Source organism: Bradyrhizobium sp. 14AA (assembly GCF_054185205.1).
Genome location: NZ_JAVAYM010000003.1, coordinates 48825 through 72834, shown reverse-complemented (window position 1 = coordinate 72834; position 24010 = coordinate 48825). Strand labels below are relative to the sequence as shown.

The 24010-nt window shown below is 63.9% G+C and carries 28 protein-coding genes; 9 read left to right on the top strand and 19 right to left on the bottom strand.

All coding sequences use genetic code 11. The features are described from left to right. The first annotated feature begins 69 nt into the window (after window positions 1-69). Both RAD15_RS08155 and RAD15_RS08150 read left to right on the top strand, forming a co-directional pair. Complete coding sequence (locus RAD15_RS08155; RefSeq protein WP_458176195.1) at window positions 70-1218, top strand: OpgC domain-containing protein; 1149 nt, start codon at window positions 70-72, stop codon at window positions 1216-1218. Between the two features lie 93 nt (window positions 1219-1311). Next, window positions 1312-1920: a TetR/AcrR family transcriptional regulator gene (locus RAD15_RS08150; RefSeq protein WP_458176754.1), complete on the top strand. Its 609-nt coding sequence runs from the start codon at window positions 1312-1314 to the stop codon at window positions 1918-1920. Here the strand turns inward: RAD15_RS08150 and RAD15_RS08145 are convergent. The 15 genes from RAD15_RS08145 to urtA all read right to left on the bottom strand — a co-directional run bounded on the left by RAD15_RS08145 (window position 1917) and on the right by urtA (window position 15946). Continuing rightward, a complete protein-coding gene (locus tag RAD15_RS08145; protein WP_458176193.1) occupies window positions 1917-3578 on the bottom strand; it encodes a CHASE domain-containing protein in 1662 nt (553 codons plus the stop codon). The two genes, RAD15_RS08150 and RAD15_RS08145, sit on opposite strands and share 4 nt — an antisense overlap. 299 nt (window positions 3579-3877) lie before the next feature. Beyond that, window positions 3878-4501 carry an urease accessory protein UreG gene (gene ureG, locus RAD15_RS08140; RefSeq protein WP_458176191.1) on the bottom strand — a complete coding sequence of 208 codons (624 nt, stop codon included), beginning with the start codon at window positions 4499-4501 and terminating at the stop codon, window positions 3878-3880. A gap of 158 nt (window positions 4502-4659) precedes the next feature. Next, window positions 4660-5388 (bottom strand): urease accessory protein UreF, encoded by a 729-nt coding sequence (locus RAD15_RS08135; protein ID WP_458176752.1) that lies wholly within the window; start codon window positions 5386-5388, stop codon window positions 4660-4662. Beyond that, a complete protein-coding gene (locus tag RAD15_RS08130; RefSeq protein WP_458176189.1) occupies window positions 5369-6013 on the bottom strand; it encodes an urease accessory protein UreE in 645 nt (214 codons plus the stop codon). Before RAD15_RS08130 ends, RAD15_RS08135 begins: the two co-directional genes overlap by 20 nt. A 13-nt stretch (window positions 6014-6026) precedes the next feature. After that, complete coding sequence (locus tag RAD15_RS08125; protein WP_458176187.1) at window positions 6027-6326, bottom strand: putative quinol monooxygenase; 300 nt, start codon at window positions 6324-6326, stop codon at window positions 6027-6029. Window positions 6327-6468: 142 nt separating this feature from the next. Continuing rightward, window positions 6469-8184, bottom strand: coding sequence for an urease subunit alpha (ureC, locus tag RAD15_RS08120; protein ID WP_458176185.1), 1716 nt, complete (start codon window positions 8182-8184; stop codon window positions 6469-6471). A 37-nt stretch (window positions 8185-8221) separates the two neighbouring features. Further along, complete coding sequence (locus RAD15_RS08115) at window positions 8222-8761, bottom strand: HD domain-containing protein (protein WP_458176183.1); 540 nt, start codon at window positions 8759-8761, stop codon at window positions 8222-8224. 3 nt (window positions 8762-8764) lie between these two features. Continuing rightward, window positions 8765-9070: an urease subunit beta gene (locus RAD15_RS08110; RefSeq protein WP_458176181.1), complete on the bottom strand. Its 306-nt coding sequence runs from the start codon at window positions 9068-9070 to the stop codon at window positions 8765-8767. Window positions 9071-9079: 9 nt separating this feature from the next. After that, window positions 9080-9382 carry an urease subunit gamma gene (locus RAD15_RS08105; RefSeq protein ID WP_007605424.1) on the bottom strand — a complete coding sequence of 101 codons (303 nt, stop codon included), beginning with the start codon at window positions 9380-9382 and terminating at the stop codon, window positions 9080-9082. 36 nt (window positions 9383-9418) lie between these two features. Next, a complete protein-coding gene (locus RAD15_RS08100; RefSeq protein WP_458176179.1) occupies window positions 9419-10264 on the bottom strand; it encodes an urease accessory protein UreD in 846 nt (281 codons plus the stop codon). Window positions 10265-10300: 36 nt separating this feature from the next. Continuing rightward, complete coding sequence (urtE, locus tag RAD15_RS08095; RefSeq protein WP_458176177.1) at window positions 10301-10996, bottom strand: urea ABC transporter ATP-binding subunit UrtE; 696 nt, start codon at window positions 10994-10996, stop codon at window positions 10301-10303. Between the two features lie 3 nt (window positions 10997-10999). Further along, window positions 11000-11761 (bottom strand): urea ABC transporter ATP-binding protein UrtD, encoded by a 762-nt coding sequence (urtD, locus tag RAD15_RS08090; RefSeq protein ID WP_011084268.1) that lies wholly within the window; start codon window positions 11759-11761, stop codon window positions 11000-11002. A gap of 5 nt (window positions 11762-11766) precedes the next feature. Then, window positions 11767-12933: an urea ABC transporter permease subunit UrtC gene (gene urtC, locus RAD15_RS08085; protein WP_458176175.1), complete on the bottom strand. Its 1167-nt coding sequence runs from the start codon at window positions 12931-12933 to the stop codon at window positions 11767-11769. Beyond that, entirely contained in the window at window positions 12930-14537 is a 1608-nt protein-coding gene (urtB, locus tag RAD15_RS08080) for an urea ABC transporter permease subunit UrtB (protein ID WP_458176173.1), read from the bottom strand. Before urtB ends, urtC begins: the two co-directional genes overlap by 4 nt. 86 nt (window positions 14538-14623) lie before the next feature. After that, window positions 14624-15946, bottom strand: coding sequence for an urea ABC transporter substrate-binding protein (gene urtA / locus RAD15_RS08075; protein WP_027544248.1), 1323 nt, complete (start codon window positions 15944-15946; stop codon window positions 14624-14626). Between the two features lie 482 nt (window positions 15947-16428). Here urtA and RAD15_RS08070 point away from each other — a divergent pair, with 482 nt between their 5' ends. The 3 genes from RAD15_RS08070 to RAD15_RS08060 all read left to right on the top strand — a co-directional run bounded on the left by RAD15_RS08070 (window position 16429) and on the right by RAD15_RS08060 (window position 18803). Continuing rightward, the gene (locus tag RAD15_RS08070; protein WP_458176171.1) at window positions 16429-18012 is read left to right on the top strand and encodes a DEAD/DEAH box helicase; all 1584 of its coding nucleotides are present in this window, start codon (window positions 16429-16431) and stop codon (window positions 18010-18012) included. A gap of 23 nt (window positions 18013-18035) precedes the next feature. Then, on the top strand, window positions 18036-18323 hold the full coding sequence (gene infA, locus RAD15_RS08065) for a translation initiation factor IF-1 (protein ID WP_008131890.1): 288 nt from the start codon (window positions 18036-18038) through the stop codon (window positions 18321-18323). 267 nt (window positions 18324-18590) lie between these two features. Then, window positions 18591-18803 carry a cold-shock protein gene (locus tag RAD15_RS08060; RefSeq protein WP_014439634.1) on the top strand — a complete coding sequence of 71 codons (213 nt, stop codon included), beginning with the start codon at window positions 18591-18593 and terminating at the stop codon, window positions 18801-18803. A 91-nt stretch (window positions 18804-18894) separates the two neighbouring features. Here the strand turns inward: RAD15_RS08060 and RAD15_RS08055 are convergent, their stop codons facing one another. From RAD15_RS08055 to RAD15_RS08040, 4 genes are all read right to left on the bottom strand, one after another. Continuing rightward, window positions 18895-19473, bottom strand: a complete 579-nt coding sequence (locus tag RAD15_RS08055; protein ID WP_458176168.1) for a TadE/TadG family type IV pilus assembly protein — start codon at window positions 19471-19473, stop codon at window positions 18895-18897. Between the two features lie 22 nt (window positions 19474-19495). Continuing rightward, window positions 19496-20074 (bottom strand): TadE/TadG family type IV pilus assembly protein, encoded by a 579-nt coding sequence (locus RAD15_RS08050; RefSeq protein ID WP_458176166.1) that lies wholly within the window; start codon window positions 20072-20074, stop codon window positions 19496-19498. 230 nt (window positions 20075-20304) lie between these two features. Continuing rightward, window positions 20305-20799: a pilus assembly protein N-terminal domain-containing protein gene (locus tag RAD15_RS08045; RefSeq protein ID WP_458176164.1), complete on the bottom strand. Its 495-nt coding sequence runs from the start codon at window positions 20797-20799 to the stop codon at window positions 20305-20307. 155 nt (window positions 20800-20954) lie between these two features. Beyond that, the gene (locus RAD15_RS08040) at window positions 20955-21782 is read right to left on the bottom strand and encodes a sterol desaturase family protein (protein ID WP_458176162.1); all 828 of its coding nucleotides are present in this window, start codon (window positions 21780-21782) and stop codon (window positions 20955-20957) included. Between the two features lie 269 nt (window positions 21783-22051). Here RAD15_RS08040 and RAD15_RS08035 point away from each other — a divergent pair, with 269 nt between their 5' ends. The 4 genes from RAD15_RS08035 to cpaB all read left to right on the top strand — a co-directional run bounded on the left by RAD15_RS08035 (window position 22052) and on the right by cpaB (window position 24007). Then, window positions 22052-22216 carry a Flp family type IVb pilin gene (locus tag RAD15_RS08035; protein ID WP_027544253.1) on the top strand — a complete coding sequence of 55 codons (165 nt, stop codon included), beginning with the start codon at window positions 22052-22054 and terminating at the stop codon, window positions 22214-22216. Between the two features lie 74 nt (window positions 22217-22290). Further along, window positions 22291-22431, top strand: coding sequence for a hypothetical protein (locus RAD15_RS08030; RefSeq protein ID WP_458176800.1), 141 nt, complete (start codon window positions 22291-22293; stop codon window positions 22429-22431). A gap of 123 nt (window positions 22432-22554) precedes the next feature. Then, on the top strand, window positions 22555-23079 hold the full coding sequence (locus tag RAD15_RS08025) for an A24 family peptidase (RefSeq protein ID WP_458176160.1): 525 nt from the start codon (window positions 22555-22557) through the stop codon (window positions 23077-23079). A 127-nt stretch (window positions 23080-23206) separates the two neighbouring features. After that, window positions 23207-24007 carry a Flp pilus assembly protein CpaB gene (gene cpaB / locus RAD15_RS08020; RefSeq protein ID WP_458176158.1) on the top strand — a complete coding sequence of 267 codons (801 nt, stop codon included), beginning with the start codon at window positions 23207-23209 and terminating at the stop codon, window positions 24005-24007. Window positions 24008-24010 lie beyond the last annotated feature (3 nt).

Sequence of the window (24010 nt, the reverse complement as noted above, 5' to 3'; positions counted from 1 at the left end):
AACGCTACTCGGATAGGCAGGCGGTTGCCGGTAAAAGCATCACCCTGATTCCCAAAGCTATTTTACTCAATGAAACCGTCCGTCAAGGCGAACCTCGCCGCATTTCATCACGACGCCAGGCTGTATTTGACGCTCGGCATCGCCAATTGGTCGATTTTCGTCGACCACATCCCGAATAACGTCGTCAACCTGCTGACGCTGCGCAACTTCGGCTTCAGCGGCGCGGCCGACCTGTTCGTATTCGTGGTGGGCTATGGCGTCGCGATCATCCACGGCCGGATGGCGCTGGAGCGCGGTTACGTCGTCGCGGCGACGCGCATCTTTCGCCGCGTCTGGCGGCTCTACGCCGCCTATGTCGTGCTGTTCGTGATCTATATCGACACCATCGCCTATGTCGCCTCGCAGTCGATGGCGCCGGAAATCATCCACGAATACAACATCTCGGGCATTCTCGAGCATCCGCTGCGCATCCTGGTCCGCGGTCTCGTGCTCCAGGAAGAGCCGCTGAACCTCGACCTCCTGCAGCTGATGATCCCGCTGATGGCATTCTTTCCATTTGCGCTGTGGGGCCTGTTGCGGAGGCCGAATGTGACGCTGGCGGCATCGGTCGCGCTGTATCTCGCCGCTCGCTGGTTCGACTGGAATTTTCGGGTCTATCCGGATCAGGAGTGGACCTTCAATCCGCTGTGCTGGCAGATGCTGATGGTGCTGGGCGGATGGTTTGCCGTGACAGGCGCATCGGGGCGGGCACTGCGCGACCTGCCCTGGCTGCGAATCCTCGCGGGCGCCTATCTCGTGTTCGCGATGGCCGTCACCCTGATGCGCCATTCGCCGGCGCTGTCCGCCTACCTGCCCGACCTTCTCCTCAACGACATCGCGCCGACCGACAAGGAGAACCTCGCGCCCTATCGCGTGGTTCACTTCCTCGCGCTCGCCTTCGTCGCGACCCATCTCATCCCGGCCGATCATCCCGGGCTGCAATTGAAGCCGCTTCAGGCGGTCATCAGATGCGGCGAGGAATGGCTCGCCGTGTTCTGCGTTGGCGTGTTCCTGTCCTTCGCCGGCCACCTCATCCTGATCACCGGGCCGAACCTCGTGGTCATGCAGATCGCGGTGAGCATCATCGGCTTCGCTGCGATGACCGCCGTCGCCTATTACATCACCTGGTCGAAACGGCAGGACCTGCCTGCCGCCCTGCGGCAGCAGGCCTCGCGCTAGGTCGCTCCGGCAACATAATCGTGCGATTCTGCTAGGCCGAAAGCGGCTGCTGCGCTATGCGGGGTAGCTCTGCGTGAGGAGACCGGCGTGGCGATGGCGAAAGGCGGGGGTGAAGAGGCCGACAGCGCGCCCCGGCGCGGCCGGCCAAGATCGATCGAGACCACCAACGCCATCCTTGAAAGCGCCTATGCGCTGATGGCCGCCACGGGCCTTGCCGCCACCACGATCGACGCGGTCGCCCGACACTCCAGCGTCTCCAAGATGACGATCTACAAATGGTGGCCGTCCCGCGAGGCGCTTTTGATCGACGCCTTTCTCCACCATGCCGCGCAGATGCTGCCGCTGCCGCCGGTGAGCTCCGGCAGCCCGGCGGCGCGCGCACGCCGCCATGCCGCAGCCTATGCCGAGGCGCTCCAGGGCGAATTCGGCAAGGTGCAGCTTGCCGTCATCTCCGAGTGCATTTCCAAGACCGGCTCCGCCGAGCTGTTCTACGCCCGCTATCTGCAATTCCGCCGCGACGCGCTGGTGGAGATGATTGCCGCGGGCCAGAAGGATGGCAGCATCCTCGCCGAGGGACCGGCCGAGGATCTCTACGACGCCATCTACGGCGGCCTGTTCTACCGCTACGTCTTCGGCATCGCGCCGATCACGCCGGCCTATGCGCGCAATCTGGTCGACCTGGTGCTGCGGCCGAAGGGCTAGCTGCGCGCGGGGCGGACCGGTGCCGAGATCTTGTCCGTGCGATCGCGCTCGGTCATGTCGACCACCGTTTCCATCGGCGCGGTCAGTTCGTAGACATAGGAGACATCGGTGAAATAGCGCTTGGCGGTGCCCCCGAGCGCCTCGGGCGCGACGCGGTCGAGCAGGATCAAGCCGAAATCGGAATCGGGGCGGCGTGTCGCCTCGCTGGTGTTGAACTCCTCCCAGCGGAAATGGAAGACCTCGTCGGCCTCCTCGCCCGTCACCGTCCAGTTGGCGGTGATGTGCGGATGCTTGCCGACCAGCGACAGGCCCTCGTCGGAGTGAGAGGCGAGTTCGAAGAACAGCAGCGAGAGGCTCTGCGCCGCGCGCGCGCTGACCGCGATGTCGGGACCGGTGACCGCGATGCGGTCGGCATGCGGAATGGCGCGCGCCTCGAACAGGCCCTTCAGCTTGACGCCCTGCCACTGGCTCTCGCTGAGCAGCGAGACCACGTTGGACATGGCATGGATGCGGCCGATCAGCAGTTCGCGTGCGACGTCGATGTCCGCGCCGTGGCGCAAGGTTCGCGTCACGATCGACTGGATCACCGCCAGGATGTTCTTGACCCGGTGGTTGAGCTCGTCGATGACCGCAGTCAGCCGGCGCTCGAAGCCGATCCGCACCTGGATTTCCCGGCTGAGCCGCAGATTGTTGTAGGCGACATAGCCGAACAGGCCGCACACCATCGCGGTGATCGCAAAGCCGATCGCGGCCACGATGATCGCGGTCTGCTCGGCGCGCCGCGCCGAGTTGGTCTTGGCGTAATAGCTGAGCTGCCAGTCGCGGCCGCCGAAGCTCACCGTGCGCGTCGCCGACGGCGCCGGCCCGTCTGTTGGCGTCATGCGCGCGGAGACCAAGCCCTGGTCGTTGGCTGTGAGCTCGCCGCCTTCCTTGCGCGGATCCCTGAGCGCGACCGAGAACAACGACATGTCGTCATTGGTCAGCATCAGCGAGGCGAGCTCGTATGAAAATGTGACGAAACCCGCCGGCTCCGTTGCCCCTTCGGGAATGACGGGCGCAGCCACGATGACGCCGACCGGCCCGTTGTTGCGCAACAGCGGAACCGGATCCGAGGCCACCGACCTCTTCTCGATCCGGGCACGCGTCAGCATGGCGCTGCGAACCGGGTCCTGGTCGTAGCTGCGGCCGGGCAGCGCCTTGGTCTCATTGCTGCGCGGCTCGAGGTCCATCAGGACGTCGATCGGCTGGGTGACATTGGCAGGGTCGATCGGCTTGTCGTCATAGGTGCGGATCCGCGGATTCGGGAAGCCCGCGCCGGCGATGGCGGCCTGCGCCGCCGTGAGCTCGTTCGGCTTCAACCGGGCGACCCAGCCGGCCACCACGAAATCGGTCTTGAAGGCGTAGATGGCCGAACGCAGCGGCTCCAGCATGTTCGGCTTCATCACCGACGGCGCGCGGAACAGGCCGGAGGCGACCCGCGCGAGCAGCTCGCGCTCGGTGAGCCGATCCTGGACCAGGCTCGCATGAACGTCGATCGCACGTGCCAGCGCAATCCGGTCCAGCGCCAGCTCCTGGTCGTGGACGCGATAAGCCGCAAGCCCGGAAAGCAAGGCTCCGAGCAGAGCGATGAAGCCGATGATGAAACCCAGCCGGACCACGCGACTACTCAGGCGAAAGCAGGAGGTCGGCAATAAACACGGAGCATATGAACGCCGCTCGAACGGCCATGTGCCGAAACAGGATGAACCCCGATGGCGGAGATAATGGAGGAGGAGGCATCAGTACGCAACTTGGGTCGCCCGAAAAGCTTAATCCGTCCCGGCCGATGGTCCGGCCGGGACGGGTTGCCCCGGGGGTACCGGAGGTAGTTAATCGCCGTGTCCGAAATTTGTTCCGCGGATGACGGCTTTGCCCGGCGTTAACCGCGAAAAACGCCTGCGCCAAGTCGTCGCGTCCGTCAGCCGGCCCGTTTCAAGCCGCCTTTGGCCTCAATGAAGCCAATGATGCGGTCGAGCCCCTCGCTTTTCTTCAGGTTGGTCATGACGAAGGGACGCTCGCCGCGCATGCGCCTGGCGTCCGTGTCCATCTTTTCCAGGGAGGCGCCGACATGGGGCGCCAGGTCGATCTTGTTGATGACGAGGAGATCGGAGCGGGTGATACCGGGGCCGCCCTTGGACGGGATCTTGTCGCCGGCCGCCACGTCGATGACGTAGATGGTCAGGTCGGCAAGCTCCGGGGAAAAAGTGGCAGCGAGATTGTCGCCACCGGATTCGATCAGCACGAGGTCGAGCCCGGGAAATTTCGCGCGCATATCCGCGACCGCAGCCAGGTTCATCGAGGCATCCTCGCGGATCGCGGTGTGCGGGCAGCCCCCGGTCTCGACGCCAGCGATGCGATCCGGCGTCAGCGAGCCCGAGCGCACCAGGAATTCCGCGTCCCATTTGGTGTAGATGTCGTTGGTGATTGCGGCGATGTCGTAGCGCTCGCGCATGGTCTTGCAGAGCAGGTCCATCAGCGCGGTCTTGCCCGACCCGACCGGACCGCCGATGCCGACACGCAAGGGACCGTGAGATTTCGACATTGATCGTTCCTATCGTCGTCCTGGCGAAAGCCAGGACCCATTACCACCGAAGTTCGTTGCCGCGGCAGGCTGGAGCCGCAGCCGTCCATCACCACGGGCCGTTGTGGTTATGGGTCCTGGCTTTCGCCAGGACGACGGCTGAATATGGTGCGGTAGGTTCACGACCGAAACAGCCGCGTATATTGCGTCTCGTGCCGCAGGCTGGCGAGATCGGCGCGGAAGGTTGCGCTGCCGAGATCATCCAATGTCGCGTGCAGCGCACGATTGGCGGTCGCAGTGACGGCGGCTTCCAGCCTCACCAGCACGCGCTGGCTATCGGTCTGGCCGAGCGGAATGAGCCGGCTTGCCGCCGAGATCCAGTTGGAGACCAGCGCATGCAGGAAGGCGTGCAACGTCGGCGCCAGCGGCACGCCGTGCGTCGCGGCAACCACGCCGACCGCGACGGGATAGACCAGTGGCGTGCGGCATGCAGCGACCATGGTATCCAGACCTTCCGCATCCCACGCTGCTCGGGAGATGTCGATAAAGGCGCGGCCCTGCGAGGTCGTCTCCAGCTGCCGCTCGCGCGACGGCACGAAGGCCGCGGCAAGCTCGGCGATATCGCTCAAGGTGACGTCGTCACCCGCTTCAGCGGCGCGATAGGCGTGCACCAGAAAGGTCGCATCGCAAAAGCCGGAGCCGTCGCCGAGCATCGCATCGAGCCAATCGGCGAGCGTCGCGATGTCGGTGATGTCGCCGGCCTCGACCGCCCACTCGATACCGCTGGAATAGGAGAAGCCGCCGACCGGAAACGCCGGCGACAACCAGGTCATCAGCCGGTACAGCGCCGCCGCCTCGCCTGCGGCGAGGTCACCGGCGCCGACCGACTCATTTGTGGTCATGAGCATGCTTGTGGCCGTGGTGATGGTCGGGGTGGTTGCAATGCTCGTCGTGGTGATGGTGGTGATCGTGCCCATGGTCATGCGCGGCATGATCGTGATGGTGATGATCGCGACCGTGATGATCATGATGATCGTGGCCATGATCATGATGATGCCCGTGATCATGATGCGCATGATCATCGTGGCCATGCGCATGGCCGGCATCTGCGTAAGCGCCGCCTTCGGGATCGAACGGCGCCTCGATCTCAATCACGCGCGCGCCGAGGCCCTTCACCATGGCCTCGATGACGTGGTCGCGGCGGATGCGCAGGCTCTTGGCCATGATCTGCGTCGGCAAATGGCGGTTGCCGAGATGCCAGCCGACGCGAATGAGATGGTGCGGATCGCGACCGCGGATCTCGAGCAGCGGCTCGGGCGCCGCGACCACCTCCACCAGCCGGCCGTCCTCCAGCACCAGCGCGTCGCCGCCGCGTAGCGCGACGGCGTTTTCCAGGTCGAGCAGGAATTCGAGCCCCCGCGTGCCCGTCATCGCCATGCGGCGGCGGTGCCGATCGTCGAAATCGAGCACGACCGTATCCGCCGGAGTCTCCGTGAAGCGGTGCTGTCCCTTAACCTGCGTCGCCCGGATCATTCGCTTTATCCTGTTACCGTACTTCGACCTTCTCGGGCGTGATTACCTCGATCTTCGGCGGTGCCGTGAAGCATTTCACCGCGACGCGGCCGAACGTCTTCATGTGCGCCATGCCACGGTGCGGCACCAGCGCCTCGGCATTCTCCCACTGCTCGACGAACACCATTTTGCTGGGATCGGTCACGCTCTCGTGCAGATCATAGGCGATATTGCCGGGCTCCTTCCGGGTCTCCTTGATGCAGGCGGTGGCGGCCGCAATGAATTCGGCGCGCGTTTCGGGCTTGATGGTCAAGGTGGCGACGACGTAGATCACGAGAAATCCTCCCGGCTTTTCTTCTAAAGGTCAGATACCGGGCGGGACATTAGACCAGGCGGGACCGAACGCAAAACCGGAAAAAGCCGTCCCCGGACGCTCACTCAAGCCATATTCCTGGGACATGCGCTGAGGCGCTATTTCAGTACATGAAATATCGCTGCGCCATCGGCAGCACCTCGGCGGGCGCGCAAGTGAGCAGCTCGCCGTCGGCGCGGACCTCATAGGTCTCCGGGTCGACCTCGATATTGGGCGTGGCGTCGTTGTGGATCATGCTCTTCTTCGAGATCTTGCTGCGGGTGTTCTGGACCGCATAGAGCTTCTTCTCGATACCGAGCTTTCGCGCGAGACCGCCGGTGATCGCGGCTTTCGACGTGAACACCACGGAGGATGCCGTGCGCGCCTTGCCGAAAGCGGCGAACATCGGCTGGTAGTGCACCGGCTGCGGCGTCGGGATCGAGGCGTTGGGATCGCCCATGGGGGCCGCGACGATGCTGCCGCCCTTGACGATGCAGTCCGGCTTGACGCCGAAAAAGGCCGGCGACCACAGCACGAGATCGGCGAGCTTGCCCTTCTCCACCGAGCCGATCAGCTTCGACACACCATGCGCGATCGCCGGATTGATGGTGTATTTGGCGATATAGCGCTTCACGCGAAAGTTGTCGTTGTCCTTGCCCTTGTCCTGCGGCAGCGACCCGCGCTGCTTCTTCATCTTGTCGGCGGTCTGCCAGGTCCGGATGATGACCTCGCCGAGCCGGCCCATGGCTTGGGAGTCCGAGGACATCATCGAGAGCGCGCCGAGATCGTGCAGGATGTCTTCGGCCGCGATCGTCTCCTTGCGGATGCGGCTTTCTGCAAACGCCAGATCTTCCGCGATCGAGGGATCGAGGTGGTGACACACCATCAGCATGTCCAGATGCTCGTCGATGGTGTTGCGCGTGAACGGCCGCGTCGGGTTGGTCGAGGACGGCAGCACGTTCTTCAGGCCCGCGACCTTGATGATGTCAGGCGCATGACCGCCGCCGGCGCCTTCGGTATGGAAGGCATGGATGGTGCGGCCCTTGAACGCCTTGATGGTGTCCTCGACGAAGCCGGATTCGTTCAGCGTGTCGGAATGCAGCATGACCTGAACGTCGTAATCGTCGGCGACCGACAGGCAATTGTCGATCGCAGCCGGCGTCGTTCCCCAGTCCTCGTGCAGCTTCAGCGCGCAGGCACCGCCCTTGATCATCTCGACGAGCGCGGCGGGCCGCGAGGCGTTGCCCTTGCCGGAGATGCCGAGATTGACCGGGAAAGCGTCGAACGACTGGATCATCCGTCCCATGTGCCACGGCCCCGGCGTACAGGTTGTGGCGAACGTTCCGTGCGAGGGACCGGTGCCGCCGCCCAGCATCGAGGTGACGCCTGCCATCAGCGCGTGCTCGATCTGCTGCGGGCAGATGAAATGGATGTGGCTGTCGAAGCCGCCTGCGGTGAGGATTTTTCCTTCGCCTGCGATCACGTCGGTGCCGGGCCCGATGACGATGGTGACGCCGGGCTGGATGTCGGGATTGCCGGCCTTGCCGATGCCTGCGATCATCCCGTCCTTGATCGCGACGTCGGCTTTCACGATGCCCCAGTGATCGACGATCAGCGCATTGGTGATGACGGTGTCGGCCGCGCCCTGCTTGTTGGTGACCTGCGACTGCCCCATGCCGTCGCGGATCACCTTGCCGCCGCCGAACTTCACCTCCTCGCCATAGGTAGTGAAATCCTTCTCAACCTCGATGATGAGGTCGGTGTCGGCCAGCCGCACCTTGTCGCCGGTGGTCGGGCCGAACATGTCGGCATAGACGGAACGCTTTATTTTTACGGACATCACAAGCCCCGTTTACGTTTAGGTGTTTTGATGGTGTTCATAGCGAGGCTCTCGCTCGTTTCACCACGTCGTCGAACATTTCGTCGAGATAGGCATTACCGCCGCGGCAGCCCGCCACGACCTGCTCCGCCCAATCGGTGTACTCGATCAGATCGGCACGCCGCTCAGCGGTCGGGTTGGAACGAATACGAGCCCCGATATTGCTGATCTTATCGGCGATCTTGATCAGCTTGGCGCCAGCCGACTTCTTCGGCGCATCGGCCACTTGTCGCCGCCGACGCTCTGCCTTTGGCAGACTCATGTCATCCGTGCATTCAATGACGAGCGAGGCGACACGATCAGAAAATCTCAATGAGAGCTCTTCAATAGTCGTCTCAGTGTCCTCAAGCGTATCGTGCAGCCAGCCAGCTGCGACAAGTTCAGCATCCCCACCATTCGTTGCGATAGCAAGGAAGTTCGCGACTTCGGCAAGATGGTTTGCGTAGGGCTCGTTGTCTCGCCCCTTACGCATCATGCCCTTATGCCGACGAACGGCCACTTCGGCAGCTTCGGAAATGAAACGGACGGGCGGCCTCATGCTTCACAGCTTCCCCATAACGTCGCCGCGGAAGCCGTAGATCGTCTTCTTGCCCGCCATGGCGACGAGCTGGATGTCGCGGGTCTGGCCGGGTTCGAAGCGGACGGCGGTGCCGGCGGCGATGTCGAGGCGCATGCCGCGGGCTTTCTTGCGGTCGAATTTCAGCGCGGGATTGGTCTCGAAGAAATGGTAGTGCGAGCCGACCTGGATCGGGCGGTCGCCGGTATTGGCCACCGTCAGCGTCACGATCTTGCGGCCGGCATTGAGCTCGATCTCGCCGTCCTGGATGAAAAGTTCGCCGGGGATCATGCTTCTCTCCTACCTGATCGGCTCGTGCACGGTGACGAGCTTGGTGCCATCCGGAAACGTCGCCTCGACCTGGATGTCGTGGATCATCTCGGGAATGCCCGGCATCACCTGGTCGCGGGTCAGGACCTGCGCGCCGGACTGCATCAGCTCCGCGACGGTGCGGCCGTCGCGCGCGCCTTCGAGGATGAAATCGGAAATGATCGCGATCGCCTCGGGATGGTTGAGCTTGACGCCGCGATCGAGCCTTCGGCGGGCCACGATGGCCGCCATCGAGATCAGAAGCTTGTCCTTTTCGCGGGGAGACAGGTTCATGAAGAATCTCTTCCGTTCAACACGTCAATTCAACCGTCAATTCAGCCAGAGGCGCGGCAACGCCGCACCGGTGCGCGCCAGCACGGCCATCATGTCGGCCCGCAGGCGCGCCGCATCTTGGGCACAGAACCGCGCCATTGCAAAGCCATTCCAGGCGGAGATTCCGACCTCGCCGGAGAATGAGCCCGACGCCTCGCGGATTTTTTCGACCAGCGCCTCATCACCGGGCACGATCAGCGCCGTGCCGATCGCGGCGCCGCCCCCGGTAACGGCCGATCGCCCAAGTTTTGCGCCGATATTGCCGTCGAGCCTGACAGTCTCTGCGAACACCAGCCTGCCGCCGCGGGAGAGCCGCCAGCGATCGACGAACTCGCCTTGCTCCATCCGTTCGCCCATGGCGGTGCGGCCGAACACGACGATCTCGCAAAGCAGGAGCGAGGCGGCCTCGTCGAGTTCGATGTCGAAGCGGCGATGAACCCGGGCGCGATCGAACAGGATCGTCTCCTGGGGCAGCCAGCCGAGATGCGCACCCGCGGCGACCTTCAAGGAAATATTGAGCTGTGCTGCCGCTCCCGGCGCGCGATAGACCTTTTCGGCGGCCGCCGTAGTCAAGGTCAGGCGCGAGCGCTCGGCCGCCGCAATGTCGATATCGAAATTGTCCCCTCCGGCGACGCCGCCGGCCGTGTTGACGAACACGCCGGAGAGCCCCTCGCCTTCCGGCGAGGGAAAGCGCACGCGCAGCGAGCCGGACTCATGCAAGACGCCACGCCGCGTCACGCCGTCGCGCGCATGGACGTCGAAGCGCACCGCACCGCGGGCACGGTTCGCCTCGAATACAGTGGACTCTAGGTCAAGAGAATTGGCTGAAAGTTCGCTGCGCATCCGTCTCCCCAGCCGGTCGCGGCAGGATTTTCCGGCTTACAGCGCCATCTGGCGGCTGATCTCGCCCGGATCGAGATTGGAGCGATCACAGGTGAACTTCACCGCGCCGCGATCCATCACGGCGAAACTGTCGCCGAGTTCGCAGGCAAAGTCGAGATATTGTTCGACCAGCACGATGGCGATGTTGCCGAGGTTGCGCAAATAGGAGATGGCGCGACCGATGTCCTTGATGATCGAGGGCTGGATGCCCTCGGTCGGCTCATCGAGCAGGAGCAGCTTCGGCCGCATCACCAGCGCGCGCCCGATCGCGAGTTGCTGCTGCTGACCGCCGGAGAGGTCGCCGCCGCGCCGGCCGAGCATGGATTGCAGCACCGGAAACAACGAGAACACGTCGTCCGGAATGTGCTTGTCCTCGCGCTTGAGCGGACCGAAGCCGGTCTTGAGATTCTCCTCGACCGTCAGCAGCGGAAAGATCTCGCGGCCCTGCGGCACGAAGCCAATGCCCTTGCGCGCCCGCTCATAGGGCTTGAGGCCGGTGATGTCGTTGCCGTCGAGCACGATCGCGCCCGAGGAGATCGGATATTGCCCGACCATGGCGCGCAAGAGCGATGTCTTGCCGACGCCGTTGCGCCCCAGCACGCACGTCACCTTGCCCGGCTCCGCCGAGATCGAGACGCCGCGCAGCGCCTGCGCGGCGCCGTAGAACAGGTTGATGTCCTTGACCTCAAGCATCGCTCAGCGTCCCAGATAAACTTCGATGACCCGCTCGTTGGACGAGACCTGGTCGATGGTTCCCTCCGCCAGCACAGAACCTTCGTGCAGGCAGGTGACCTTGACGCCGAGCTCGCGCACGAACGTCATGTCGTGCTCGACGACCATCACTGTGTGGGTCTTGTTGATCTCTTTCAGCAGCTCGGCGGTGAGATGCGTCTCGACGTCGGTCATCCCTGCAACGGGCTCGTCGACCAGCAGCAGTTTCGGGTCCTGCGCGAGCAGCATGCCGATCTCGAGCCACTGCTTCTGGCCGTGGCTGAGGCTGCCGGCGAGACGGTTGCGGGCCTCGGTGAGGCGGATCGTCTCCAGCACCTTGTCGATGCGCTCGGACTCGGCCTTGCTGCCGCGCCAGAACAGCGTGCCCTTGACGCTGTGATCGACATTGAGCGCGAGCAGGAGGTTGTCCTGCACGGTCTGGCTCTCGAACACGGTCGGTTTCTGGAATTTGCGACCGATGCCGAGCTCGGCGATGCGGGTCTCGTCGAGCCGCGTCAGATCGGTGACACCGTCGAACAGCACCGTGCCCTCGTCCGGCTTGGTCTTGCCGGTGATGATGTCCATCATCGTGGTCTTGCCGGCGCCGTTGGGGCCGATGATGGCGCGCATCTCGCCGGGTTCGAGCGTCAGCGACAGATTGTTGATGGCATGGAAGCCGTCGAACGAGACGTGCACGCCGTCGAGATAGAGCATCGCGGAGGTCGCGCGGGTATCCATGACGTTCATGACCGCTACTCCGCCATCTTCGGTTCAGTGACGCCGTCTTCGGCCGCAGCACTCACCGAGGTCGCGGCGCGCTTTTCCTTCGACTGGTCCCACCAGGCGTTGAAGGTGCCGACGATGCCCTTGGGCAGCAGCAGCGTCACCAGGATGAACAGCGCGCCGAGCATGAACAACCAGTAGGGCGCGAGCATGCCCGAGGTGAAGAACGTTTTTGCGTAATTGACCACGACGGCGCCGAGCGCCGCGCCGATCAGCGTGCCGCGGCCGCCGACCGCGACCCAGATCACCGCCTCGATCGAATTGCCGGGTGCGAATTCGGATGGATTGATGATACCGACCTGCGGCACGTAAAGCGCACCGGCGACGCCGGCCATGCACGCCGACACCGTGAACACGAACAGCTTGTAGGATTCGACGCGGTAGCCGAGGAAGCGCGTGCGCGATTCCGCATCACGCACCGCGATCAGCACCTTGCCGAGCTTGGACGAGACGATGGACCGGCAGATCAGGAAGCCTGCGATCAGCGCCAGGCAGCTCAGCGCGAACAGCGCGGCACGGGTGCCCTCCGCCTGGACGTTGAAGCCGAGGATGTCCTTGAAGTCGGTCAGGCCGTTGTTGCCGCCGAAGCCGAAATCGTTGCGGAAGAAGGCGAGCAGCAGCGCATAGGTCATCGCCTGCGTGATGATCGACAGATAGACGCCGGTGACGCGCGAGCGGAAGGCGAGCCAGCCGAAGCAGAAGGCGAGCAGGCCGGGCACGACCAGCACCATCAGCGCTGCAAACCAGAACATGTCGAAACCGTACCAGTACCAGGGCAGCTTCGAATAGTTCAGGAACACCATGAAGTCGGGCAGGATCGGGTTGCCGTAGACACCGCGGGTGCCGATCTGCCGCATCAGGTACATGCCCATCGCGTAGCCGCCGAGCGCGAAGAAGGCGCCGTGGCCGAGCGAGAGGATGCCGCAATAGCCCCAGATCAGATCGATCGAGAGCGCCAGGATCGCGTAGCAGACATATTTGCCCCAGAGCGCGACGAGATAGGTCGGCACCTGGAGAAACGAGCCCGCGGGCAGCAGCAGGTTGGAGAGCGGGATCAGGATGCCGCAGGCCGCGACGACGGCGAGGAAGATCGTCGCGCCGCGGTCCAGCGATCGCGTCAGCATGTGAGGGGTCATGCTTCCACCGCACGGCCCTTGAGCGCGAACAGGCCGCGCGGCCGCTTTTGAATGAACAGGATGATGAGAACCAGGATGGCGATCTTGCCGAGCACGGCGCCGGCAACCGGCTCCAGGAACTTGTTGGCGATGCCGAGCGTAAAGGCGCCGACCAGCGTCCCCCAGAGATTGCCCACACCGCCGAACACCACGACCATGAAACTGTCGATGATGTAGCTCTGGCCGAGATTGGGGCTGACATTGTCGATCTGCGACAGCGCCACGCCGGCGATGCCGGCAATGCCCGAGCCGAGGCCGAAGGTCAGCGCGTCGACGCGCGAGGTCGCGATGCCCATCGAGGCCGCCATGCGGCGGTTCTGCGTCACCGCGCGCATCTCGAGACCGAGCGCCGTGTAGCGCAGCATCGCCAGCAGGATCGCGAACACCGCGAGCGTGAAGCAGAGGATCCAGAGCCGGTTGTAGGTGATGGTGATCTGGCCGAACTCGAAGGCGCCGCTCATCCAGGAGGGATTGCCGACCTCGCGGTTGGTCGGGCCGAACATGGTGCGCACCGCCTGCTGCAGCACTAGCGACAGGCCCCAGGTCGCCAGCAGCGTCTCCAGCGGGCGGCCGTAGAGGAAGCGGATGATGCTGCGCTCGATCAGCACGCCGATGGCGCCTGCAACGAGGAAGGCGAGCGGCACGGCGATCAGCAAGGAATAGTCGAACAGGCCGGGATAGCGGGTGCGGATCACCTCCTGCACCACGAAGGTGGTGTAGGCCCCGATCATCACCATCTCGCCATGCGCCATGTTGATGACGCCCATCACGCCGAAGGTGATGGCAAGGCCGATCGCGGCGAGCAGCAGCACCGAGCCGAGCGAGAGGCCGTACCAGGCATTCTGCACGGTGGACCAGACCGCGAGCGAGCTCTGGATCGAGCTGATCGCGCTCGCGGCGGCCTTGGTCACCGAGGCCGGCTGGTCGCCCATGCCGGTGAGCAGCGCCAGCGCCTCCTGGTCGCCGCGCGCCTTGAGGAGGGCGACCGCCTCGAGCTTCTCGACCTCGGCGGCATCAGGCTTGAACAACAGGATCGCCGCGCGGGCTTCGCCGAGCGCGGCCTTGACTGATTTGTTGGTTTCCTTGGCGAGCGCGGCATCGACAGGCTCGAGCGCGGTCTCCTCGTGCGACTTGAAGACGGATTGCGCGGCCTGCAGGCGCGTTCCGACGTCCGGCGACTGTAGCGTCAGGCTGCCGAGCGCGGCATCCACGCTGCGGCGCAGGCGATTGTTGAGGCGCACCGCGCTCGCACTGTCGGGAACGCTGGCGACGGGCTCGCCGGTCGCGGCATCGATCGACTTGCCGTCGGCGCCGGTGACGTAAACCTTCTTGCTATCAGGATCGGCCATCAGGCGGCCGTCCTGGAGCGCGCTGATGATGGGGAAGGCCAGCTTGTTGCCGCTGCTCGCGACCACGCCGATCGCCTCATCCGTGTCGGAGAAATCGTCGTTGGCGAATTTGGCGACCGCATCCTCGAACGGACCGGCGAAGGCCGGCAGTGCGAACGCGATGAGAAGCAGCGAGAGAAGGAGCGAACAGAGACGGGCGGACAAATGGGCTGGCACTGTGAATGACCCCGGCAGAAATGAGTGGAGAAGGCGGCGGGATCGCCGCCTTCTCCGGTCGCGTACGATGGACGGTCAGCTCTGGATCAGGAGCCCGATCCGAGGCACTTGTTGGTCTTGGTGTTGAAGTTGCCGCACTTCTTGCCGACCCAGTCGCCGATCAGGTCCTTGGAGCCGTCGAGCTCCTTCGACCAGGCATCGCCAGCGACGAGACCCGGGGTCTTCCAGACTACGTCGAACTGACCGTTCGCCTTGATCTCGCCGATGAACACCGGCTTGGTGATGTGGTGGTTCGGAAGCATCTTGGAGGTGCCGCCGGTCAGGTTCTTGGCTTCGATGCCCGGGAGAGCGTCGATGACCTTGTCGGGATCGGTCGACTTCACCTTCTCGACAGCCTTGACCCACATGTCGAAGCCGATCACGTGCGCTTCCATCGGATCGTTGGTCACGCGCTTCGGATTCTTGGTGTAGGTCTGCCACGCCTTGATGAACTTCTCGTTCTCCGGCGACTTGATCGACTGGAAGTAGTTCCAGGCGGCAAGATGGCCGAGCAGCGGCTTGGTGTCGATGCCGGCGAGCTCTTCCTCACCCACCGAGAACGCGACCACCGGGATGTCCTTCGCCTTGATGCCCTGGTTGCCGAGCTCCTTGTAGAAGGGAACGTTGGCGTCGCCGTTGATGGTCGAGACCACCGCGGTCTTCTTGCCGGCCGAACCGAACTTCTTGATGTCGGCCACGATCGTCTGCCAGTCGGAGTGACCGAACGGCGTGTAGTTGATCATGATGTCTTCCTGGGCGACACCCTTCGACTTCAGATAGGCTTCCAGGATCTTGTTGGTGGTGCGCGGATAGACGTAGTCGGTGCCGGCGAGCACCCAGCGCTTCACCTTCTCGTCCTTCATCAGATAGTCGACGGCGGGGATCGCCTGCTGGTTCGGCGCGGCACCCGTGTAGAACACGTTGCGCTCGCTCTCCTCGCCCTCGTACTGCACGGGGTAGAACAGGATGTTGTTCAGCTCCTTGAACACCGGGAGCACCGACTTGCGCGACACCGAGGTCCAGCAGCCGAACACGACCGAGACCTTGTCCTTGGTGATCAGCTCGCGGGCCTTTTCGGCGAACAGCGGCCAGTTCGAAGCGGGGTCGACGACGACGGCTTCGAGCTTCTTGCCGAGCACGCCGCCCTTCTTGTTCTGCTCGTCGATCAGGAAGAGGATGGTGTCCTTCAGCGTGGTTTCGCTGATCGCCATGGTGCCGGAGAGAGAGTGAAGCACACCGACCTTGATGGTGTCGTCCGCGGCCTTCGCACCGGAAATGGAAGCCAGACCGAGCATCAGTCCGGCAGTCGCGGCGAGCACGCCGCGGCGGCTAAATGACGCCGCTATATCGTGAGTGGATTTGGTAAGCATTTGTAAATCATCTCCCTGACGCAGACGTGGAAAAGACGCTGCGAAACGGCCCCACGGCCGCCTGCGATTAACGGAATCGCAAGAACCATGCCATGGACTGAACACCCATCAAGCCATTGGTTTTGTTTATAAAATCGCCAGAAATCAAAGCTTGGCAGCGGTCAATCCGCCTAAATACCAGGCAATTCAAATGTGCGCGAAAGCGGCAATCAGGCTATTTTCTGAGCAGATATCCAGTTCTGGCTAAATTTCCGGCATAACTATTTCTGCACCGCAATCGGAATTTGGGACGCGCCTGCCTTGAAAGCGCCCCGTCAATGTTCCATATGAGCAGCCGAGACCTCTTGCGAATCAAGGGGTCGTAGCGAGCCGCGTGTTCTTAAGCCCCAACGGGCGTCTGGCTTGCCCCATATCTCCCAAGCCATCCGACACCCCAAACACGCAGGTGTCTTCTCGACACCCTTTTGCGCGCGCCGCGCTGAATGCGCCGGGCGCCCGCTTTTGACATGGAAAGAACCCCTCTTTTGACTTCGTTTCAGGACTTCGGCCTCGCCGAACCCATCGCGCGCGCTCTTCGTGAAGAGAATTACGTCACCCCAACCCCGATCCAGGCCCAGACCGTCCCGCTGGCGTTGACCGGCCGCGACGTCGTCGGCATCGCCCAGACCGGCACCGGCAAGACCGCGTCCTTCGCGCTGCCGATCCTGCACCGCCTGCTCGAGCACCGCATCAAGCCGCAGCCCAAGACGGCCCGCGTCCTGGTGCTGTCGCCCACCCGCGAGCTTTCGGGGCAGATCCTCGACAGCTTCAACGCCTATGGCCGCCACATCCGCCTGTCTTCGACCCTCGCCATCGGCGGTGTGCCGATGGGCCGTCAGGTCCGCTCGCTGATGCAGGGCGTCGAGGTCCTGGTCGCCACCCCCGGCCGCCTGCTCGATCTCGTGCAGAGCAACGGACTGAAGCTTGGCAGCGTCGAATTCCTCGTGCTCGACGAGGCCGACCGCATGCTCGACATGGGCTTCATCAACGACATCCGCAAAATCGTCGCCAAGCTGCCGATCAAGCGGCAGACGCTGTTCTTCTCGGCCACCATGCCGAAGGACATCGCCGAGCTCGCCGACGCCATGCTGCGTGATCCCGCCCGCGTCGCGGTGACCCCGGTCTCCTCGACCGCCGAGCGGATCAACCAGCGCATCATCCAGGTCGACTTCTCCGCCAAGCCCGCCTTCCTGACCAAGCTCCTGAAGGACGAGCCGATCAACCGCGCGCTGGTCTTTACCCGCACCAAGCATGGCGCCGACAAGGTCGTGAAGACACTCGAGAAGGCCGGCATCGCCGCCAGCGCCATCCACGGCAACAAGTCGCAGAACCATCGCGAGCGCACGCTCGCCCAGTTCCGCTCGGGTGAAATCCGCACCCTGGTCGCCACCGACATCGCCGCCCGCGGCATCGACGTCGATGGCATCACCCACGTCATCAATTTCGACCTGCCCAACGTGCCCGAGACCTATGTGCACCGCATCGGCCGCACGGCACGCGCCGGCGCCGACGGCACCGCGATCTCGCTGGTCGCAGGCGGCGAGGAGCTCAGCTACCTCCGCGACATCGAGCGGCTGATCAAGGTGGCGCTGCCCCGTGAGGACCTCCGCACCGACGCCGGCCGGCGCGATGCGGGCCCTGCCCCGTCGCAGCAACGACAGGGCCGGCCGGGCGGCCGCCCTGGCCAGCGTCCGCAGGGCGCACGGCATGGTGACGGGCGGCGTGCCGACGACAGGCATTCCGACGGACGCCACCACAGCGCCGGCAAGCAGGGCGACGGACGGCCCGGCGAGGGACGGCATGGCGAGGCGAGGCACGCTGACGGACGGCCCGGCAATGGCCCGAAGGCCTCGAAGGGTTCTCGTCGCCGCCGCTCCGGTGGCAAGGTGCATTCTTCACCTGCCGATCGTCCGGAACAGCGTTCCACGCATAGCGCCGGGACGTCCGATGGGATACAAGGCGTTGCCTTTTTGCGCCGCGAGAGTCGGCCGAACGGCCAACCGAACCGCAAACCCTATTCGCACTAGCCGTCCACGACCTGGAGAAATTCATGGCTAAGGAAGAGCTGATCCAGTTCGAAGGACTGGTCACCGAAATCCTCCCCGACGCCCGCTACCGCGTGCAGCTCGACGCCGGACACGAGATCGTTGCCTACACCGCCGGCAAGATGAAGAAGAACCGCATCAAAACGCTCGCGGGCGACCGCGTGACGGTGGAGATGTCGCCCTATGACCTCGAGAAGGGCCGGCTGATTTTCCGTCACAAGGACGAACGCCCCAGTGGAGTGGGTGGACCTCCGCGTCCCGGCCAGCGCGGCGGCCAGTTCCGCCGCCGCTAGCCGGTTCTCGCGCGAAGGCGTGGAAGTAAAATTCCGATCTGTATGCTGATCCGCCGTGGACATCGCGGCGGATCAAAAAATCGTGCGCGTCAGGATTGTTTTGAGGCCTTAATTCCGATAAAATGAATTAATCGATTTTCGGCCGGACGACATTAGCATCCACCGGTACAGCCGGTTCAGACACGCTGACGACCCTTCCAAAAATTCGATCTAACCTGCCTGCGCAAGCGGGCTTTTGCATTGTGTTATCTGAGAAGGGACTACCCCATGAGCATGGGAACCGTGAAGTGGTTTAATGCGACCAAAGGCTTCGGCTTCATCCAGCCCGACGACGGCGGCCAGGACGTGTTCGTTCACATCAGTGCCGTCGAGCGCGCGGGCCTCGGCTCGCTGCGCGAAGGCCAGAAGATCTCCTACGAGATCGTGGCCGACCGCCGCTCCGGCAAGTCGGCCGCGGACAACCTCCGCGCCGCCGGCTGAGCCCGCCGCTTTCGCGCGAGCGAACAAGTCAAAAAGGAAAGGCCGTGCGCGACGCACGGCCTTTTTTCATGTCCTGCGGAAGCGGATGCGCTCAGTAGGTCGTGCAGGTCGTATCCGGGCTGTAATAGACGCAGGTGGACTGGCGCGGACGCGTATAGGCGACGTCGCTCAGGTTAATCGCATTCTTGAGCGCATAACCGACCATCGGCGTGTAGGTGTAGCTGACCTCGCTGAAGATCAGATAGGTGCCGCCGACCGCAAGCGTCGTTGGAATCGTGACCGCGGATTTCGCCGTCCGCGGCACCGAGCCCTTGCTCCACTGCACATGCGCCTGCAGGGTCGTGGGATCGACGTAGAGCTCGCTGATCGTGGCGGCCACCGGCGCGGTGGGGTACGGCGTCATGATGCCGGTCGAGGCGGCGAAGAAATTGGTCATGTCGGTATCGCCGACCGAAGTCGACTGCGAGGTGAGGTCCGACAGCGTGCGCGCCATCAGCGTCACCTTGCGATCGATCGCCACGGCCGACGAGAACTCGACCGTGCCGAAGAACATCACCAGCATCAACGGCACGATCACCGCAAATTCGGTCGCAGCGAGCGCCCTGGTGTCGGCGACGAAGTCGCCTGCGGAGCAGCGGCACGCCCGCCAGAAAGTTACGATCGCCTGCATTATTCCGTCCCGATCCATCGTCCTAGTAAGGCTCGTTCTTGAACGCGGCCGTGGCCACCAGCAGCCGCTTGTTGCCCGCGAGATTGGAGATGTTGAAGCCGAGCCCGGTGACGAACAGCGGCCACTGATAGAACAGTCGCACCACCACGATGTCGCCCGCACTGCCCGGGCTGTAGCCCGTGTTCGTGTCGAAACTGCCGGAGCCGTCGATATGGCTCGACAGCGTTACCGCGGAGAAGGAAGAGAAGCTCGTGACGTCGACATAGAGCTTGCTGCAATCGAACAGCGCCGGGATCTGGCTGCAGACGTAGCTCTTGAACGTCGACTGCGTGCAGGGCATGCTCACGCCGGATACGGCACAGGCCGTCACCGAGCCGGATTGCGCCTGCCCGGTCAGCACCACGCGCGCCGAACTCTGCGTCATGGTCTCGAGCACCTGGCTCGCGAAGAACATCAGCGCCGTCTCGATGATGGCAAACAGCAGCGCGAAGAAGACCGGCGCCACCAGGGCGAACTCGATGGCCGCGGAGCCGCGGCGGTTACCGCAAAACCGGCGGAGCGCGGCGCGAGGCGCGAACCTCGTAGGTGCAGGCGATGGCATCGCGTCGAATCCCCCAGCGGCGATCATCTGCCCCGCTCAATAGCAAGAACTGATTGTTTAAGTGTTTCCGGCGGTTCCCGCCCGAGCGCCCGTTACGCTCACCACGAACGGCCCGGCAGACGAAGCAGGCGCGCGAAGAGAAGAACTCCTCTTCGCACGCGCACGTGTCCGGGCGGATCGCACGATCCTTCCCGGGCAGACCCGCCAACCAGACTTGCCAGTTGATCTTGCTAGTTGGTCTTGGCAGCCCCGCCGTTGCCGCTGGCGTTGTTGCTCAGCGTCCCGGCCTGGCTCATCGTGTTGTTGAAATAGGTGTCGCTGTCGCCGAGCGTCACGCGGCGCTGGCAAATCGGCACGCAGCTGTAGGACTCGCGCTCGACGCCCCGATAGACGGTGACGAGCCGGTCGCTCGGGCCTTCGACCTGGATCTGGCGGTCGACCAGGATCTCGCCGCCCCGGTCGAGCGCGATGAAGTTGGTGGCGCCATAGCCCTTGCCGGTCACGACGATCATGCCGCCGGGCTGGAGCGTGACGTCGGCGATCAGGGGATTGCCGACCACGATGGTCGCCACCTTGCCGGGCAGCTTCACCAGCTTGGCCTGATCGACACTGACGGCGATGGTATCGGCGGTGGACTCGGCAAGGCTGGCAGCCGGCGATGCCAGCATCGCAGCCGCAACCAGTAGACAGACGCGCGCATGACGGCGCAGCAGTTCATTACGCATACTCTTACCCCCGGGACGCACAAACCGGCAGAAGCGATCAGATAACAGCGGAGCCGGTGCCCGACCCGGCTAACCTGCCCTCAATTCGTGAACGTTCCGCAAATTCGCCGGCCATTGTTTGAACGGACTTGCATTTTTGCGGTCTCCGCGAGGCCCTACCGGCGGAAAGGATAGGCGAGCTGACCCGCGATCTCCTTCGGCATGGTCGCTTCGTCCTTGCCGTAGTCCTGCGGCAACTCCCCCTCGGGCATGCGGAAGGTGCCGAACAGCACGTCCCAGACCGGAAACGTGCCGGCAAAATTGGTGTCGCCGCCCTCCTCGAGCGAGGTGTGGTGCCAGCGGTGGAACACCGGCGTCGCCAGCACGTATTTGAACGGTCCGAAGCTCCAGTTCAGGTTGGCGTGCACGAAGGCCGAATGGAAGGTCGTGAACGGGGCGAGCCAGACCATCGCGTTCGGGGAAATGCCGGCCATCAGCAGCACGACGTCGACCCCGATCGTGCCGAGCACGAGATTGACGGGATGGAAGCGGGCCGCCGAGATCCAGCTGATCTCCTCCGAGGAGTGATGGATCGCGTGGTACTTCCAGAACCCGCCGCCATGGAAAAGCCGGTGCAGCCAGTACAGCATGAAATCGGACAGGACCAGGAACAGAACGGCCTGGACCCAGAGCGGCAACAGCGCCAGCGGGCCGTGGCCATTGTCGTAGAAGGCGATGAGATCGTCGGCATCATGGATGTTGAAGACGAGGCTCGCGCCGACGATCAGAAGTCCGATCCGCATGGTGCGGGCGAACACGGGCACGAAGAACCAGTAGCAGATGTCGGTGACGATCTCGCGCTTGCGCCACCACGCCACGCCGGGATTGCAGGCCCAGAAATGCTCGAGCACGGTGAAGACCGCCGCGAGCGCGAAGGTGATGGGGATCACCTTCGCGATGGTCTCGCCGAGCATCAGGGCGACTTGCATGGGCAGGCTCGACATCGTCGCCTCTCTTGCGAATTGCTGTCCCGCTTACGCCTACTCCGTGAAATTTAAGGGAGGGTGAAGCCGGCGCCGCGCTTGCGGCACATTCGGAACCGGAGCGAATTGCAACTGCCCTTTTAATGCGAAATTCACTTTGGCCAAAAGCATCGCGCGGGAGGCGGGTTTGCCTGATCGAATTAACTCTACCGAAAGAGCTCGGCTCTCATGGTCATCGCGTCAAGCACGGCGCCGAACGAGGCGATCCCACCCCAGATGGAGTTATGTTCATGAAGAACCTGATTGCACGTTTCGCGAAGGATGAATCCGGCGCCACCGCCATCGAATACGGTCTGATCGCCGCCGGTATCGCGCTGGCCATCATCACCGTCGTCAACAATCTCGGCACCACGCTGAACACCAAGTTCACCTCGATCAGCACGTCGCTGAAGTAAGCGACCGACGAACGACGGCAAAAGCCCCGGACCTCCGGGGCCTTTGTTTTTGAAGACGGCGAGTTCCTGTGGCGTTGCGCAAGTACAGAACAGATGCCGCGGTCGCGGCGAACGAGGCGGAGACGGCGCAAGCCGGCTCGCCCGCCTACTGGATCTGCCTTGCGCTGCTGCTTGCGACGGTGGCGCTCGCCGCGCGCATTGCCAGCCTCTGGTGAGCGCGCCCTCGGCGGGGTCCGCATATCGAGGCAGCTGCCACCGTTGTCGGTTTATTTAGCACTGCCGGCTAGCATCCGGCGACGCCAGCTCCCGCGACAAACCCAGGCCTCAAGACGCAACCCATGATCCTCGACCTTGCGCGCCTCCTGCTCTTCCCGGCCCTGATCGCGTTTGCCGCCGCGAGCGATCTCTTCACGATGACGATCTCCAACCGCGTGTCGCTGGCTCTGGTCGCGGGCTTCTTCGCGCTCGCACTCGCCGGTGGCATGGCACCTTACGAGATGTTGAGTCACGTCGGCGCCGGCGCACTTGTCCTGGTCGTGGCCTTCACCTGTTTTGCGATGGGCTGGGTCGGCGGCGGCGACGCCAAGGTCGCGGCCTCCGTCGCGCTCTGGTTCGGCTTCGCACCGCTGATGAATTTCCTGCTCTACGCCTCGCTGTTCGGGGGAGCGCTGACGCTGCTCCTGCTTCAGTTCCGGCAATGGCCGCTGCCCTACGGGCTGGCGGGCCAGGCCTGGCTCGCGCGGCTCCACGCCAAGGAGAGCGGCATTCCCTACGGCATCGCGCTCGCACTGAGCGCGCTGATGGTCTACCCGGAGACCGAATGGGTGAAGGCGATCGACCTTACCCATCTCGCAATGCGTTGAACGCAACGGGTAAACCCGGCGTTAAGGCGATTTAGATACGCCTCATTAACCATGCTTTGACGAATAGCTGGTCAACTGCCGATTACGGCGGCGGCTGCGTCGCGGCGTTTTGTGGAAAGTGAAGCGTATGAATAGGGCACGCATTGCCGTCCTGACGGTCGCCATCTGCGCCGGCGGCGTCGCCGCGTATCTGGCGAGCGGCTCGGACAATTCTGCGCCACCTCCGGCGGCTCCGGTCGCGCAGCTTCCGACCATCGACGTCCTCGTGGCCAAGAACGACATCGGCCTCGGCCAGACCGTGAAACCCGAAGACGTGCAATGGCAGACCTGGCCGGCCGCGACCGCCAGCGCCACCTTCATCCGCCGCAACGAGCGTCCCGAGGGCGCGACCCAGGTCACCGGTTCGATTGCGCGCGCCCCCTTCATCCAGGGTGAGCCGATCCGCGACCAGAAGCTGGTCAAGGCCGAAGGCTCCGGCTTCATGGCCGCCATCCTGCCCACCGGCATGCGGGCGATCTCGACCGAAATCTCGCCGGAGACCGGCGCGGGCGGCTTCATCCTCCCCAACGACCGCGTCGACGTCCTTCTGACTCGCCGTCTGAAGAATCCGGACCAGAGCAGCGGCGCCCCCGATCTCATCACGTCCGAGATCATCCTGGCCAATGTCCGCGTCCTGGCCATCGACCAGGCGCCGAAGGAGAAGGACGGCCAGAACGCGGTGGTCGGCAAGACCGTTACCCTCGAGCTCAATCCCGCTCAGACGGCGACGCTTTCCGCCGCCCGCCAGAGCGGCACGCTGTCGCTGGCGCTGCGCAGCATCGTTGACGTCAAGATGAGCGAGATCACGCTCGATGATTCCGCACAGAAGCGCGATGGCGTCTCGATCATCCGCTACGGCATTCCCAGTCAGACGGCGAAGGCACGATGAGGA